Origin of the sequence: Fontibacter flavus (assembly GCF_042432905.1) — a bacterium.
GTDB lineage: Bacteria > Bacteroidota > Bacteroidia > Cytophagales > Cyclobacteriaceae > Fontibacter > Fontibacter flavus.
In genome coordinates this window covers 87362-103291 of record NZ_JBHLWI010000036.1, presented here as the reverse complement: position 1 = coordinate 103291, position 15930 = coordinate 87362, and the positions used below count along the sequence as shown (strand labels likewise).

At 39.8% G+C, this 15930-nt stretch carries 16 protein-coding genes; 8 read left to right on the top strand and 8 right to left on the bottom strand.

Annotation, left to right across the window (positions count from 1 at the left end; genetic code table 11):
• Positions 1-17 precede the first annotated feature (17 nt).
• The gene (locus tag ACFFIP_RS13035) at positions 18-1343 is read right to left on the bottom strand and encodes a Zn-dependent hydrolase (RefSeq protein WP_382388096.1); all 1326 of its coding nucleotides are present in this window, start codon (positions 1341-1343) and stop codon (positions 18-20) included.
• 199 nt (positions 1344-1542) lie between these two features.
• On the opposite strand from ACFFIP_RS13035, the gene ACFFIP_RS13030 reads away from it, so the two are divergent.
• Together ACFFIP_RS13030 and ftsH are read left to right on the top strand one after the other, a co-directional pair.
• Positions 1543-2556, top strand: coding sequence for a proline iminopeptidase-family hydrolase (locus tag ACFFIP_RS13030; protein WP_382388112.1), 1014 nt, complete (start codon positions 1543-1545; stop codon positions 2554-2556).
• Positions 2557-2652: 96 nt separating this feature from the next.
• Positions 2653-4617 (top strand): ATP-dependent zinc metalloprotease FtsH, encoded by a 1965-nt coding sequence (gene ftsH / locus ACFFIP_RS13025; protein WP_382388095.1) that lies wholly within the window; start codon positions 2653-2655, stop codon positions 4615-4617.
• Positions 4618-4671: 54 nt separating this feature from the next.
• Here the strand turns inward: ftsH and ACFFIP_RS13020 are convergent, their stop codons facing one another.
• From ACFFIP_RS13020 to ACFFIP_RS12995, 6 genes are all read right to left on the bottom strand, one after another.
• Positions 4672-5808, bottom strand: a complete 1137-nt coding sequence (locus ACFFIP_RS13020; RefSeq protein WP_382388094.1) for a DUF4934 domain-containing protein — start codon at positions 5806-5808, stop codon at positions 4672-4674.
• A 69-nt stretch (positions 5809-5877) separates the two neighbouring features.
• On the bottom strand, positions 5878-6102 hold the full coding sequence (locus tag ACFFIP_RS13015) for a hypothetical protein (protein ID WP_382388093.1): 225 nt from the start codon (positions 6100-6102) through the stop codon (positions 5878-5880).
• A 534-nt stretch (positions 6103-6636) separates the two neighbouring features.
• Complete coding sequence (locus tag ACFFIP_RS13010) at positions 6637-8001, bottom strand: PKD-like domain-containing protein (RefSeq protein WP_382388092.1); 1365 nt, start codon at positions 7999-8001, stop codon at positions 6637-6639.
• Positions 8002-8372: 371 nt separating this feature from the next.
• Positions 8373-9098 carry a hypothetical protein gene (locus ACFFIP_RS13005; protein WP_382388091.1) on the bottom strand — a complete coding sequence of 242 codons (726 nt, stop codon included), beginning with the start codon at positions 9096-9098 and terminating at the stop codon, positions 8373-8375.
• Positions 9099-9824: 726 nt separating this feature from the next.
• Entirely contained in the window at positions 9825-9962 is a 138-nt protein-coding gene (locus ACFFIP_RS13000; protein WP_382388090.1) for a hypothetical protein, read from the bottom strand.
• A gap of 89 nt (positions 9963-10051) precedes the next feature.
• Positions 10052-10360 carry a DUF3784 domain-containing protein gene (locus ACFFIP_RS12995; protein ID WP_382388089.1) on the bottom strand — a complete coding sequence of 103 codons (309 nt, stop codon included), beginning with the start codon at positions 10358-10360 and terminating at the stop codon, positions 10052-10054.
• A 369-nt stretch (positions 10361-10729) separates the two neighbouring features.
• Here ACFFIP_RS12995 and ACFFIP_RS12990 point away from each other — a divergent pair, with 369 nt between their 5' ends.
• The 4 genes from ACFFIP_RS12990 to ACFFIP_RS12975 all read left to right on the top strand — a co-directional run bounded on the left by ACFFIP_RS12990 (position 10730) and on the right by ACFFIP_RS12975 (position 14008).
• Positions 10730-10966, top strand: a complete 237-nt coding sequence (locus ACFFIP_RS12990; protein WP_382388088.1) for a hypothetical protein — start codon at positions 10730-10732, stop codon at positions 10964-10966.
• 374 nt (positions 10967-11340) lie between these two features.
• Positions 11341-12096, top strand: a complete 756-nt coding sequence (locus tag ACFFIP_RS12985; protein WP_382388087.1) for a (Fe-S)-binding protein — start codon at positions 11341-11343, stop codon at positions 12094-12096.
• The gene (locus ACFFIP_RS12980; protein ID WP_382388086.1) at positions 12093-13451 is read left to right on the top strand and encodes a lactate utilization protein B; all 1359 of its coding nucleotides are present in this window, start codon (positions 12093-12095) and stop codon (positions 13449-13451) included. The genes ACFFIP_RS12985 and ACFFIP_RS12980 overlap by 4 nt, the downstream gene beginning before the upstream one ends.
• Entirely contained in the window at positions 13448-14008 is a 561-nt protein-coding gene (locus tag ACFFIP_RS12975) for a LutC/YkgG family protein (protein WP_382388085.1), read from the top strand. Before ACFFIP_RS12980 ends, ACFFIP_RS12975 begins: the two co-directional genes overlap by 4 nt.
• A 181-nt stretch (positions 14009-14189) precedes the next feature.
• Here the strand turns inward: ACFFIP_RS12975 and ACFFIP_RS12970 are convergent, their stop codons facing one another.
• The gene (locus tag ACFFIP_RS12970) at positions 14190-14594 is read right to left on the bottom strand and encodes a hypothetical protein (RefSeq protein WP_382388084.1); all 405 of its coding nucleotides are present in this window, start codon (positions 14592-14594) and stop codon (positions 14190-14192) included.
• A gap of 153 nt (positions 14595-14747) precedes the next feature.
• Between ACFFIP_RS12970 and ACFFIP_RS12965 the strand changes: the two genes are divergently transcribed.
• Both ACFFIP_RS12965 and ACFFIP_RS12960 read left to right on the top strand, forming a co-directional pair.
• Entirely contained in the window at positions 14748-15134 is a 387-nt protein-coding gene (locus ACFFIP_RS12965) for a transmembrane 220 family protein (protein ID WP_382388083.1), read from the top strand.
• 5 nt (positions 15135-15139) lie between these two features.
• Entirely contained in the window at positions 15140-15886 is a 747-nt protein-coding gene (locus ACFFIP_RS12960) for an NIPSNAP family protein (protein WP_382388082.1), read from the top strand.
• Positions 15887-15930 lie beyond the last annotated feature (44 nt).

The following is a 15930-nucleotide window of genomic DNA, read 5'->3' as shown; positions in this document are numbered from 1 at the left end:
AATTCTCTATATTAAGTTTATTTAAATCTATTGACAGGCTTTTCCTGATCCAACATCAATACCGTCCTCAGCATCACATTGGCCCCTTTGGCCATGTCTTCTTTGGAAGAAAACTCTTGAGGATTGTGGCTAATGCCACCTTTGCTGGGAATAAAAACCAATCCAATGGGAGCCAAGGCTGACATTTCCTGTACATCGTGCCCTGCTCCACTTTGCATTTTCATGTAGGAAATCCCCATCGACTCTGCAGCCTGTATCATTTTTTCCTGAATTTCTTTACTTGCCATACTTGGAGCATTGGACAGATTTGAATGGATAAAAGTGATACTTGTGCCTGTTTCTACCTCAATCTTCTTGGCCATTTGTTCTATATCAGCAAACATGAGCATGATTTTATCTGTAGAAAGGTCCCGCATCTGTAAACTCATTTCCACTCTGCCAGGAATGACGTTAGGGGCTCCAGGCTCCACTTTCATTTTGCCCACTGATCCTACCTGAAATCCATCATAGCTATTGACCACCTCATTGACTGCTAAAACCAATTTGGAAGCTGCAATCAAGGCATCCTTCCTATCATTCATAGGTGTGCTGCCTGCGTGATTGGCCATGCCCTCTACAATAATATCCCAATCCTCAATGCCTACTATCCCCTCGACAATCGCCAAGTCTATCCCCCTGGATTCCAATACTTTGCTCTGTTCAATATGAATTTCCAAAAAAGCAGACAGGTCACCCGGTTTTCTTACTGCTTCATGTAAACGGTCTGGAGATCCTCCTATTTTCTGAATCCCCTCTCTGATACTTAGCCCACTGGCGCTCAACTGCCCCAAAGCCTCCTTTTTCAGGTTGCCCGTCATGGCCCTACTCCCTACCAAACCGCCCTCTTCATTCTGAAAAATCAAAACTTCCAATGGATGTCTTGTGATAATATTGTTCTCATTCAAGACTTCTATCATCTCAAGGGCTGTAATCGAACCATAGGCTCCATCATAATTACCTCCGTTTAGTACCATATCGATATGGGATCCAACAGCTATGGGTTTTAAAGTAGCATCAAGCCCCTCCCTTTTTCCGATAATATTCCCCGCAGCATCTATATATACTTCAAGCCCTGCCTTTTTCATCAAGTCCATAAAATATGCCCTTCCTGCTATGTCCCCATCACTGTAAGCTACCCGGTAATTTTCACCTTTATCATTTTTTCCAAATTCAGCCAATTCAAAAATTCGTCTTTCAATTCTATCTGGATTGACTTCAATTCTGATCGGTTTGGATTGTTGGGCAAAGGCAAAAGAAGTACTCAACAAACTGAGGATTAGAAGAAAGGTTGTTTTAATAGTCATAATGAATAAGAAATTCTAGAAATCCAGAATGAATATCGTAAAATCTATTGAAATATGACAATCATCCCAATTTTGTTCTTAAAGACCTATCATACCTACATCTTGTTTACCATCAAAACTTTCCTTAATTTGATGCTCATAGCACAAACCACCAATCTTTATGAAAAATCACTACCTGCTTTATGCTTTATTCTTTCTGATGTCTTTTTCATGCACTTCTCCGAATGGAGAAAATCAATCCCAAAATCAAGGCAGCTCATCCTATTTGGATTTTTCAAACCGTGACGACCAATTTGAAGGAGGTATTCGCATGATCCCTATCAAAACCCCTAAAGGAGAATTCAAGGTATGGACCAAAAGGGTGGGCAACAATCCTACAATGAAGGTTTTGCTTCTCCACGGTGGACCAGGGATGACCCATGAACTGTATTCCTGCTTTGATGGCTATTTCCCATCAGAAGGAATCGAATACATTTACTATGATCAGCTAGGTTCTTATTACTCTGATCAGCCCGAAGATCAGTCTCTTTGGACCATTGACCGCTTCGTGGATGAAGTGGATCAGGTGCGGGAAGCTTTAGGACTCAACAAAGACAATTTTTACCTTTTTGGTCAATCCTGGGGCGGTATGCTGGCCATGGAGTATGCTTTAAAGCATCAGGACAAACTCAAAGGTCTGGTGATTTCCAATATGATGTCAAGCTTGGATGAATATGAAAAATACGCCAAAGAAGTACTCGGTCCTCAGATGCCTGCAGAGGTATTTGAAGAAGTGATGGAAATAGAAAAAAACAACGATTTTGAAAACCCAAGGTATGAAGAGTTACTACTAGAGCACCATTACCAGTACCATGTTTTGAGAATGCCATTGGAAGAATGGCCTGAAGCAGTCATGCGCTCCCTGAAGCATGTGAATCCCAATGTCTATGTCTACATGCAAGGGCATTCAGAATTTGGTATTACAACAGGGGCTACTTTAAAAGGCTGGGACAGAAGAGCTGACCTCAAAAACATCTCAGTTCCAACACTTGTCATCGGAGCAGGACATGATACCATGGATCCGGCTCATATGGAGTGGATGGCTTCAGAAGTACAACGGGGCCGCTATCTTTTCTGCCCGGACGGCAGCCATTTGAGTCAATATGATGATCAAAAGGTGTTTTTTGAAGGCTTGATCAAATTCATCAAAGATGTGGATAATGGGAGTTTTTGAAAGAAAAAACTAACCACGGAACACCTTCACTACATAGAAAAGGGAAGTTGATCTTCCCTTTCTTGCATTCAGAACTATATCAACAAGATTATTTTCATGAAAAAAGCCAATCCAGCTCAATCAAGTCAAACAAGGCATAAACAAGGAGATAAAAGCAGTGATAATAAACTGCCTTCATCCCGAATCCTGCTGATCTTTTTGGCGATTTTGATTGGTAATTATCTCTTGGTCAACTTTTTTTTCCCTGACAAAGAATCTGCCACCAACATTCCTTATAGCTTATTCAAAGAACAGGTTTCATTGGGAAATATCAAAGCCATCTACACGAAAGGCGAGCTTATTTCTGGAAAATTCGAAACTGAAATTACCTATACCCATCAGTATCCCAACAAAAAAGAAGCTAAACCAAAAAGTGAAGAAGTAAGCCTGTTTACCACCACTATCCCTTCTTTTGCAGATCAGGGATTAGAGATGCTGTTGGAAGAAAAAGGAGTTGAAATTGTGGCTGACCCAATTGTTGAAGACAGCTTTTCAATCTTGTCTTTGTTGGCCTATTTTGGTCCGGCACTCTTAATAATTCTCTTTTATGTCTGGCTCTTCCGAAGGGCCCAAGGACAGGGAGGAATTGGAGGTATGATGGGCATGGGACAGAGCAAAGCCAAACGCTTCGATCAGGATACCGATCAAAAGGTCAATTTCGATGATGTGGCGGGGATTGATGAGGCGGAAAATGAACTGGTGGAAATCGTTGATTTTTTGAAGAATCTCGAAAAATACACCAAACTGGGTGGTGCTGCACCAAAAGGGGTTCTTTTAGTAGGCCCTCCTGGAACAGGAAAAACCCTCCTGGCAAGGGCTGTAGCGGGAGAATCCGGAGTACCTTTCTTTTCCATGAGCGGATCTGAATTTGTGGAAATGATTGTGGGTGTTGGCGCAGCACGGGTAAGAGACCTCTTCCGCGTAGCAAGGGAGCATGCCCCTGCCATCATCTTTATCGATGAACTGGATTCTATTGGAAGGTCAAGAGGACAATATATCATGGGTGGAGCAAGCGAACAGGAACAAACCCTCAACCAGATTCTGACCGAAATGGATGGTTTCTCTAGCAAAGAGGGAATCATCGTCCTTGCTGCTACCAACCAACCTGATATCTTGGACAAAGCATTGTTAAGGGCTGGCAGGTTTGACCGTAGGGTAGTCGTCAATCCTCCTGATAAAACAGGACGGATAGCCATACTTAAAGTCCATACCAAAAAAGTGCCCCTTTCAGAGGATTTCAGCTATGAGGAAATTGCTGCTGCTACCCCAGGCTTTACCGGTGCAGACCTCAAAAACCTGGTCAATGAAGCCGCACTACAGGCAGCCAAAGAAAACGCTTCTAATGTCACCTCAAAGCATTTTATGGCTGCTTTGGAGAAAATTGTTCTAGGACCGGAAAGACCCATTTTACTTACCCAGGAAGACAAAGAACGTATCGCCTATCATGAAAGCGGACATGCCATACTTGGGCTTTTGGTGCCCGGAGCAGATCCGGTAAACAGGGTATCGATCGTGCCCCGTGGCCAGGCTTTAGGGGTAACCTATCAGCGTCCGGATAAGGACAAATACAATTATGAAGAGGAATACCTTCGTGCCAGAATCATAGGCATCCTGGGAGGAAGGTCTGCAGAAGAGGTAGTATTTGGCACCAAAACCACGGGTGCAGAAAATGACATTCAGCAGGCAACGGAAATTGCCAGGGCCATGGTTACCCGATGGGGAATGAGCAAAGAATTAGGACTCGTACAATTGTCAGGACCAAGAAATGAATATCTTGGGGTAAGTGCAGGCCAACAAGCATACAGTGAGGATACCGCCAAAAGAATAGATGCAGAAGTGGTACGGATTATTCAAGAGTGTCATGAGGAAGCTAAAAAACTGCTTAAAGAAAATAGAAAAGCTTTAGACACCCTTGCACAGGCTTTATTGGAGAAAGAAAACCTCAATGAAGATGAAATCTTAAAAGCTACAGGTCTGCCTCCTGCCCCAAAATTGGTCAGCAGAAAAATAGACCTAGAGTAGAGTTAAAGAGTTTGAATGACAGCAATTTCTTCGATTGGGAATAATAAACTCCTATCATTTTTTTAATTTATACTTACTTAAAACCCAAAAAACCTCCTTTCTATCTGGATTTGCTAAATCAGCTGATATAAGTTTCGAAAATTGATTTTCATCAAATTCTTCAGGCTCTCTAAAAGCATATAAATAGTCATCGTCAATCCCTTTAATTATTCCGATATCAGGACCTTGATCCAAATCATTTTTAAGTTTTGAAGTTAGATAGGGTCTGTCTGTTTTTTTATCGTAAATCAAGAAATCAAACTTCTTATTTTTCCTGAACGCAGTTATTAAGAAGTTTTTATTTTGAAATAAATGGGGAATATGAATTGCTGATTCATCAAACGCTGAGGAGTTAATCTTTGATACCATTTGATGAATATCTAACCCATATAAAGTCGAAAGATTAATCTGGGATTTACCAAAGTTTAAGGCATATTTTTCAGCAATATTCCCATTTTCGATAGCGTAAATGGTGTCACAGAAACTTGTTGAAAAGAGTATTTCCTTATCGTTTTTAAAAAGATTGTTTTTTTCTCCCATAAAATTGAATGTTTTAGGAAAAATCGACTTAATGAGATTCTCACTTTCTTTTGAACCTTTATTATAACTGAAAAGCACACCATCATTTTGTTTGTTTTTTAATTCGATGGCCATAGATTCTGGTATAAAGAACAAATAATGGCTGGAATCAGAATGAAGGAACCTATAAGGTCTGAAATCCAGCATTTCTGAATGCAGATATTTACCATCTATAGAATATGTTAAAAGCTTGTCAGCTGATAAAAAAATAACATAATCATTAAACAAATCTACATCAGCAATCTGTAAATACTCCTCAGGACCCTCACCATAATTTCCAATTTGGTTTATGAAATTACCTAACATATCAAATTTCAAAACGACTGAATTACCATAAGTATCTGCTATCAAATAGCCGTCATTTAATATGAAAAATTTATCAATTTGGTTTATTGGAACATTAGGCTTCTCTATTAATACATACTCTATTTCTTCAATTATTTCTGACAAGTTTGTTATTGAAGAGGCCCCAATATTTATCGTATTTAAATTTTCAAAAGAGGTTTTTTTATTGCACCCAAAAGAGCTGGCTAAAAAAACAAAAATGATAATTATTTTTAAGTACAAATTCATTCCTTCTCTAGATTAAATGATATAATGGTGTAAGGAACTTGAAAGTATCCTTACACCTAAAAACTATAATCAATCCCCGCAAGCCAATACACAAGGAATTTGACTTGAAACATCACCGGCACTAATTCCGGTAAGCCTGCATTTAATCACAAGTTCACCACAATAACACCATTCTAGATCTAAATAGTAACCGTCTGCTGGTATGGATGCTAGAGCATTTGCTTTTTTGACTGGAGTAGCTGCAAAAACAATAAGGGCAATAAACCCTAAAATAATCATACTTAAATTTTTCATAGTTTAAGTCAATTATTCTCCCCTTTCGCAAAATGCAGGGCAGGAATACACTCCCTTTCAAGCCAATACCCGGATAAAAACTTAATAAAAACTAATTAACTATTATTTTATTTCCAAAAATCCAAATAAACAAATAACCTTCTAAAGGTTCTAATTGTACTTTTCCAATGCGGAAAAACTAAACAATATTCTAATTTTTTAGGTTACCCCCCGCCTGAAATCAAACTAATCAACGGGTATTAGTTGGTTTCCCAGAATTAATAATTTTTTTTATAGTTTTTGAAAAAAATTTTGGGTGCAATTTTAACTGGATAGAAAATAAAGCTTGCTTTTCCTGCTGTTCGTTACCGAACGCAGAAAAATAGGATTTCCAATTCTAGTTTTCTTCGGTAAAAGAATGAGTTAAAAACTCCTGTGATCTGTTCTTGAAATTTTCAATTTCGAGAAGTAGGAGTTGATTTACCAAGTATATTTTGTCAATAAAAAATTGGGGAAACCTCAAAAGCTCCCCCATTTTATAAACACAAATTTGTTTTACTCAATCAGTATCTGCTCCCTTATCAGTTCACCGTCCACTGTGACATGGACAAAGTAGTTCCCCTTTTTCAGGTGCCTGACATCGAAAACAATTTTTGATCCTTCCCTGTAACCTTTGGCCATTTCCCTACCTTCTGAATTTAGCAGAGTGGCTGACTCAATAGGTGGTGCATCCTCCTTAGAAATATCTGCTGTGACAGGCATCATTTCTATGTTTAGGATATCACTGGTAGGATTAGGGTAAGCGACCACAGCAAAAGAGCTTGGGCAGTTCCATGTTTGTCGGGTCAGAAAGAAATTGTAGTTAGCACCTTGCCCACAGGAATTGGAAGCCCTGGTAGAAATAACAATAGATGACATACTTGACGGAAATGTAAAGTCCATGGTATTGTTACCTATCCAATGGGGAACACCGGAAGGTACTGTCCAGGTGGCTGTCCCTGCATTTCCTCCTGTAGGGGTTACCTGGAGAAAATGATTGCCCGGACATAAGGATATATTCTGACTTGGAAAAACAGACTGGTTGTTAACCCTCATATTGGTAATATGAGGAGTGCCGACCCAAACATTACGGGTGAATGATCCTGTTCCACACTGATTACTGATATTTACTGTAACTGTGATTGGTCCATTGTAACCGTTTACGCGTGTGGCCGAACCGGTGGAACTGTTTATGCTCAGCCCGGATGGATTCGAAGATGACCAAGAAATGGTGGAACCAGTTGGTAAAGTCCCCACAGAAAACACACCTGTTGAGCAGATCAGGGAAGGGCCGTTAATGACATAATTAAAGGGAGCTGTTATAATTTGGGATGTGGTAATAGTACACCCCCCTGCCACAGGGATGTTCACGGATATCGTTCCAGAAGTACCTAGGGGAGTGATAGTTCTTGTCCTACCCGTTCCTGATATTGTCCATCCTGGTGGAACTGTCCAATCGTAAGAATCAGCACAGAGAAGTTCAGGTACTGATGCGGTAAATGGAACCCCACACCTTATTCCACTTGGTGGTGGTGTGCTTATAGAAATGTTAGGGGTTCTTTGGACAGTTAATGAACTTTGATTACTATAATGCGGCTCTCCTTTTCCCTCTGTATCCGTGAAAGCCCTTAATTTTACAATTTCAGTACCCGAAGAGCAGGTAGAAGGTATAAGGTTGACAGCAAAGGCATCAGGATTATTAATAAAAAAAGTTCCTGTCTGACCACTTGGCCCAACCCAACCTGTAGGGATAGTCCATTCATACCCCGAAGCTCTCTTTGTGTTATTTGAATATGTTATGAAACCTTCGGGAATAGAGAAAGTAACAGGGGAAGAGTCATTACAATTTTGGACAGGGGCACTTTGTGAAATATCCCCCATATTTTGATCCTTAAGCAAAAGTATTGTGAAATTGTACGTAACTGAACCATTCCTTAGTGGATTAACACAATTTCTTCTTCGAAAAATTATTTATCCTACTTGTGTTGAGACATTGTTCCATCTAACATTTGCGGTAGTTCCATCAGGAATGATTTCCGTACTTTGGTCGAATGTAAATATTCCGTTTACCACAGTCCAAGTAACTTGACAACCTGAGTCAACAGGACCCCTACTAAATTGAACAGTTTCTCCTCCCCAAAATTGTCTATTAGTGTTGGGTGAAATGGTTTGTCCTAGTAAAGGAACAGTACATAAAATTAAAAGAACAATGGATTAATATAAAAACTTAAGCATATTGTGAAAATTTAAGGTTACAATTTATAAGTAAGCAACAATTGGTAAAAGGGGTTAAGGGATAAAAAATCAAACCTAACTTTATTGAAACTAGTATAGGAAGGTGTTCCGAAATTATCTCTTGCCATCTGTTGGTTGCCAAAGGAATCATTAATTAGGTAACCTTTCCCGTTTTCTTCAAAAATCTCTCTTCCAAGAATAAAGGCCATCTCATAGCGCAAGGTTATTTTTTGGCCAAATGTTTTTGAATATCCAATAAATGGTGCCAGACTAAGCCTTTTTGTTGTAGTTTTCAAATCATCAAAATAGATGTCATTATCAGGCCCTGATATGACATTTTCAGTAGTGATCTTATTTTTCATATATGCGATATCGGAACCAAAATACATGTCACTTTTTGTGTTTCTAACCAAGCTCTTTTGGAAACCCAAAAGAAGGAACAAATCTATTTCCCTAGTGACATCATGAATTAGATAAAAATCTGTAAACGGAACTTGAAAGGGATTCGATCTTGAATTGAAATTACCCCCTATCCTGCCTCTAAATGCCCAACCTCTTTCACCGACTTCCTTAAGGCCAAAGACTGAAAACATGGGATATTGGTTTTTTCCAACCAGTGAAAGGAAATCTACCCCCACTTCCCAACGGGGAACCGGAACCGTTTCCTGCTCCTGGGCTTTTGACTGAACAGCTAGCAGAATGAACATTAGACTTATTCCTGCAATGATGAACTTATTTTTCATGATCGTTCAGTTTTTAAAATTTTTCCTGACGCTATCCTAATCAAAAGCCTTCTGGTACATTAAAACTAATATTATTATTAATAATTGCAATATTTTATTTAATTAATTAAAGGATTTTATCTAATTTTATACCTTTATCAATACCCAATAACCAAATAATATTCTAAATACTTAGGTTACCCCCCCCCTTAAAATCAAACTAATTGATAAGCATTAGTTGATTTTCCGGAGTTAAAAACTTTTTTCATAGTTTTTGAAAAAAATTTTGGGTGCAATTTTAACTGGATAGAAAATAAAGCTTGCTTTTCCTGCGGTTCGATATCGGACTCAGATAAATAGGATTTCCAATTCTAGTTTTCTTCGTTAAAAGAATGAATTAAAAATTCCTGTGATCTGTACTCGAAATTTCAAATGTCGAGAAGCGGTCCCTCGGTCTGAAAGGCCATTATACCCTAGAAATGGGTGTAGCTCATTTCATGTATGGAACGAGGATGGATACCGGGCCTGAAAGGCACGAATAGTTATTTTAGGCTTGGGGATTATAAGAAGTAATAACATCTTTGGGCAGGCTTGAATCCAATCGCCAATTGCTACAGTAATATATAATCACAGAAATAATTCAAATTCTGCGATTATGATCGCTGATTTTATATAAAACTTGCGATTAATAGTGTTTGGCATTCAATAGAAAGTATTCCTATCGGGTAAAAATTCAATCCTTCAGGCCTATTTCCCCCACAAATCGATGCCATAAAGAATTTTCACCTCAACCCGGTTCGCCAAAAAATCCTGATATACTTCAGGACCATCGAAATTCAGTTTAGTTCCATCACAGTAATACTGGGATTGATTGGTAGAACTCATTAAGGAAGATTGAACATCAATATTCTTGGTTTTTCAAATATGCTCCCCATTATGCGTTGTATTAATGTTAACTAAAAGCCAAGACAATCTTACCTTACCCGTTCTCCGGTAAACCTATTGCCAAAAACAATCAACACTACCACCCCTAACAAGGTTACCAATAAGCCCAGCCCGTCGCCTATTCCAGGTTGATCCAACCATATCCCCAGAAAATACCCTGATATAGAGACCAATCCCATCACTACAAAAACTGCACATCCGAAAGTGGGCAAACCATTGGCAATGGCGTTTTCCTTTTCTTTTTGGGACAGTTGATTGTATCCGGCCATTAGGTTGGGGAATTTCTTCACCAAAATACCTATCGCAATAAAAAATACTCCTATATAAACACTGACCATAATAAATTAGATTTAGACTGCCACAAAGGCACAAAGTTTATTCAAGTTGATTCTTTTACCTCTGAATCATTGGACCAATTGAGATTTTTTAAACTAAGAGAAGTTTAATTTAATCACAAAAAACGAAATACAGAAATGTTAGTTTGAAATATAGGCAATTAGTCCAATTTTCTTAAAAAAAGGAAACGCAGAAATTAACCAGCATTGATTAAGGCATGGATCAAAAACCCGACTAATTAATTTGAGTCCAAATCGAAATTTTAGGCCTATTTTTTCGATTATATTCTAAATTTTAGGCCTAATTTTTCGATTTGGAGAACGCATGACAAAGCTGAATAGATTACCTAGAAGAAACTGATGGCTTGCTACATGCCTATGAATTCAAATGGAAAGATCAAAAAGTCAGGTTTCCTGCATCTTTTCTCCAAAGCTATCCTGAGCACCAAACAGCAGTTATCAGCAGACAAAACTTTGAAGGGTTTTTGGGGGCTTGATCGCACTTACTTCAACTTTACCAAACCAATCACCGGATTGGCTTCTTCCTGTGCACCTTCTGTAGTTTTGATTCAAGAAAATTCTAGTGAATTTCAAAAGAAGATTGAATAGAGAGATCTATTAGGGACATTAACCCCTATCATCAGATTCATTTACGTTTATTTTCCTTCATAGAATTGTATTCTGTTGCATTTTTTCATTTGAAAAAGTGTTATCAATTACATTATTCCCTTTGAATTTAAGGATCCCATAGCACTATTAAAAAATCAACCATCTTTTTGCATAAATTACCCCAACCCTTAAAAACCCGATACCACAGGATATTTTTCCTTCATTATTTTTAGAAATTGAAAATTGAATCCTGTGATCATTTGCTTCATCAAACTGCTAAGTGATATTGATTGATATTTATTGATATTTCAGCTATCGATGTACAAGCCAATATCTATCAGTATCTTAATATCCATAAATATCGAATCCATAAAATGCCTTTAAATAAGAAGATTGGTTTATTCATCCCCTGTTACGTCGATCAGTTCTACCCCAACGTGGCCATTGCCACTTTGGAACTGTTGGAGAAGCTGGGTTGCCAGGTCAGTTATCCCATTGGACAGACCTGCTGTGGACAGCCCATGGCCAATGCAGGATATGAGAGGGATACTGTTGGTACTACCAGGCACTTTGTGGAAACTTTCAGGGATTATGACTACATCGTCGCCCCCTCCGGGAGTTGTGTGCTACACATCAAAGACCATGCACCGGCCATCCCCGGATTGGAGAAAGAGCAAGATGCGCTTCACAATAAAATATTTGAACTGACTGAATTTCTAACTGATGTTTTGAAAATTGAAACCCTCAAAGGTTCCTTCCCCTATAAAGTGGGTTATCATGCTTCCTGCCATGGGCAAAGGGGTTTGAGGCTGGGCTCTAGTTCAGAGCGAAACGAACCCTTTTTCAGCAAAGCTAAGCAACTATTGGATCAAATAGAGGGTCTGGAATGGGTGGAATTGTCCAGGACAGATGAATGCTGCGGATTTGGGGGAACTTTCGCTGTTACGGAAGAGGCCCTTTCTGTTCAAATGGGCAAAGACCGCTTGCAGGACCATTTGACGCACGGTGTGGAAATCCTCACTGGAGGAGATATGTCCTGTATCATGCACCTGGAGGGCATTGCCATGAGGAATAAGCAGCCCTTGAAATTTATGCATATAGCAGAAATCCTAAACCATGCCATTTCATGAGCCATCCATCAAAAGCATCGGAATTTTTACAGGACGCTGCCAAAGCCAAATGGCATGATGAAACGCTTTGGTTTGTCCGGGACAAGCGGGACACCATCAGCAAGAGCATTCCTGAGTGGGAAGAATTGAGAGAATTGGCTTCCCAGATCAAAGACAATGTGCTGGCCAATTTGGACCAATACCTTATCCAATTTGAAGAAAGGGCTAGAGCCAATGGCATACTGGTGCATTGGGCCAAGGATGCAGAAGAGCACAATCAAATTGTGCTCGGTATCATCCAAAGGCATCATTGCAAAGCCATTGTCAAAAGTAAATCTATCCTCACAGAGGAATGTCATCTCAACCCTTATTTGGAAAATAACGGAGTGGAAGTGGTGGATACGGATTTGGGAGAGCGGATTGTGCAGTTCTTAAATCAGCCGCCCAGCCATATCGTGCTGCCTGCGATTCACTTGAAGAAAAGGGATATCTCTGAGCTTTTCCATGAAAAACTGCATACCGAAAAAGGGAATGAAGATCCGGCTTACCTCACCCATGCAGCCAGATTGCATTTGAGGGAAAAGTTTTTGGGCGCCAAAGTTGCCATCACAGGAGTGAATTTTGGTGTAGCCGAAACAGGGGAATTTGTGGTCTGCACGAATGAGGGCAATGCCGATATGGGCGTGCATTTGGCCGATGTACACATCGCCTGTATGGGTATCGAAAAAATCATTCCCAGAAGGAAGGATCTGGGGGTATTCCTTAGATTGCTGGCACGCTCTGCTACCGGTCAACCCATTACCAATTACAATTCACACTTCCGATCCCCATCTCCTAGAAAGGAAATCCATATTGTCTTGGTGGACAATGGACGCACAGACCAATTGGCCAGAGAGAAATTCAAAAACTCTTTGAAATGCATCCGTTGTGGCGCCTGCATGAATACCTGTCCCATTTATAGAAGAAGTGGCGGTTACAGTTATGGCTCTGTGGTCCCAGGTCCTATAGGCTCCATTCTATCTCCAGGCATTGATTTAAAGAAACACAGTTCACTACCCTTTGCCTCCACCCTGTGTGGATCTTGTTCGGATGTCTGTCCGGTAAAAATCAATATCCATAAGCAACTCTACGAATGGAGACAGGAAATCACCAAAGCCCAAGGGACCAATGCGAAAAGCATTTCCATGAAAATTGCCAATGGGATTTTTGCAGTCCCCTTCGCTTATAAAGTGACAGGTGCCATGATGCGGGGCGCCTTGAAAATCCTACCTGACAGCATTATTTATTCAGGTCTGAATACCTGGGGCAAGCAGCGGGACCTGCCCGAAACACCGAAAGAAACTTTCAAAGATTGGTATAAAAAGAACAGGTCATGAGCAGCAGAGAAAACATTTTGGCCAAAATCAAAGCCATACCAAGGGAGGATAGCCTGCTTCCTGAAATTCCTGATTTCCATTTCACAGAAAATATACCTTCCCGTTTTATCCAATCTATTGAGAGCAATAAAGGTGAAGTGATTACCGAGTCCGGTTTAAAAGAATTTTTGGAAACAAACCGCTTTGAAAAAATCATCAGTCTGGTCTCCGGAATGGAAAACCTTTCCACCCAGCCCTTTTTAAGGGATGCCCATGTATTGAATGAGCTGGAAGTTGCCATCATCCAAGGTCAATTTGGAGTTGCGGAAAACGGAGCCATTTGGTTGACGGATGAAAACATGGGCTTACGGGCTTTACCCTTTATCACCGAGCATTTGGTGATTGTTTTGGATGAAAAATCACTGGTTTCCAATATGCACGAAGCTTATCAAAAGATAGGAGAGCAGCATTCAGGTTTTGGACTTTTTATTGCCGGTCCTTCCAAGACAGCAGACATTGAACAATCCTTGGTGATAGGTGCCCATGGGGCAAAGAGTCTGAGGGTGGTGTTGAGGTAGAAACATGAGGCGAGAAGCGAGCTTGCCTACCTTTAGTTAAGAGGCCAGAAAAAATGAGAAGTCGGAAAGTGGATTTCGGGGAATTTTGAACATTAAGGAGTTAAGAAATTAAAGGAAGTTTTTAAGCTTTAAAAAACCACAGAAAATTCATTGCTATTAATTAACGGAGAAGTAATGCGGATTAATCTAACTCCACATGATATACATCTGAACGGTTTCTTCTAATACCAAAATGTTCAAATCCTCCTTGTTGCGGAATCCTCTCTATCAGATCAAAAACTTCACATTCTTCCGGAAGCCCCTCAAAAATCAGCGTAAATCGGTGCGTGCTTCCGAAAACATGCAACCATTGAGGATATAACGGAATATTCTCAGCATTTAAGAGTTTGGACTCCGGCCCACTTCCATGAGGAACAAGAAAAGTACTGGGCCAAATACGGACCTGCCACCACGTAAAGGATGTTCTCATGGTCACATGAACAATGACCTGTCTTTCGACCTGAAAGGCCTCTTTGGCTTTTGTAATCAACTCTTCATCAACTTTTACAGCAGGCAGGGTGATGATTTCCGGTGTTTCTTCCATCATGTTCAATCAGTCGGTTTTGTTTCAATTCTCTCCTAAATTTAAAAATAATTAAGGGAAATCTTAAATCTAAACTTGAACCCATTCACTTAAATATTCCTCAGCTTGCCAAAACTCAGAATATTCCCTACTTTCATACCTCTATCCTAAATACCTATGAAAACCTTTACCAAATATTTCTTTGCTTTTTGGTTTTTGGCCTTCCTCTTATTTGCTTATTGGCAGATCAATGATCCGGATCCTGAAATATGGGTGTCCATTTACCTTGCTGCTGCGTTGTTTTCTGTATTGGCCTTTAGAGGAAAGCACCCGATTATTCCACTAAGCATAGGCATTTTTGCTTGTATCATCGGAGCTGTATATTTCTTTCCAGATTCTGTCTGGGAGTGGATCGGATTCGAACTTGAGAATAAAGACCTAAGTATGAAAACCCAAGAATCTGAGGAAGCCAGGGAAACATTTGGCCTTCTGATCATTGCTCTTGTCTTGTCAGTTTCTGCATTTGTCGGGTGGAGAAAAAAGCAATCCATTACCAAACCTTAAAATCTATGAAAAAACTTCTTTTTTCCTTATTTGCTTACCTGATGATCTGGCAATTTGCCACAGCACAGGACACCCGGTATTATGAAATGAGAACATATACAGCTCACGAAGGCAAGCGGAATGACCTCATCATGCGTTTTCAGGATCATACCTTGAAACTATTTGAGAAAAATGGCATTGAAAACGTCGCCTATTTTATTCCAACAGATGAAAACAACAATACATTAACTTTTATTTTGGCTTATCCTGATCAGCAATCACGAGATGTGCTATGGAACAAATTTGCCAATGATCCTGAATGGAAAGCTGCGGCCAAAGCCTCAGAAGCCAATGGCCCACTGGTGGCCAAAGTAGACCAAGTTTTTATGGAAATTGCACCAGAGTTAAGTCCTGAGATCATTCGATGGAAAAACGAAGGAAAAAGAGTTTTCGAATTACGGACATATTACCTCCACCCTGGAAGAGTTGAGGCCATCAATGCACGGTTCAGGGATTATACCAGAGAATTATTCCAAAAACATGGAATGACCAATGTAATCTATTGGTACACTGTAGAAAAAGATGGTTCACAACCCAAATTGGTCTATTTACTTGCGCACAAAAGTGAAAAAGCTGCTAAGAAATCTTTTGCAAGGTTTGGAAAAGACCCTGTTTGGGTAATGGTCAGAGATAGGTCTGAAGAAACCGGACCAATTGTAGAAAAAATAACTTCAGTTTACCTGAAACCCCTTCCCTTTTCTCCTATGAAATAAAAAATCCCTGAGGTTGCATCAAATTGCATCCTCAGGGATCTTTT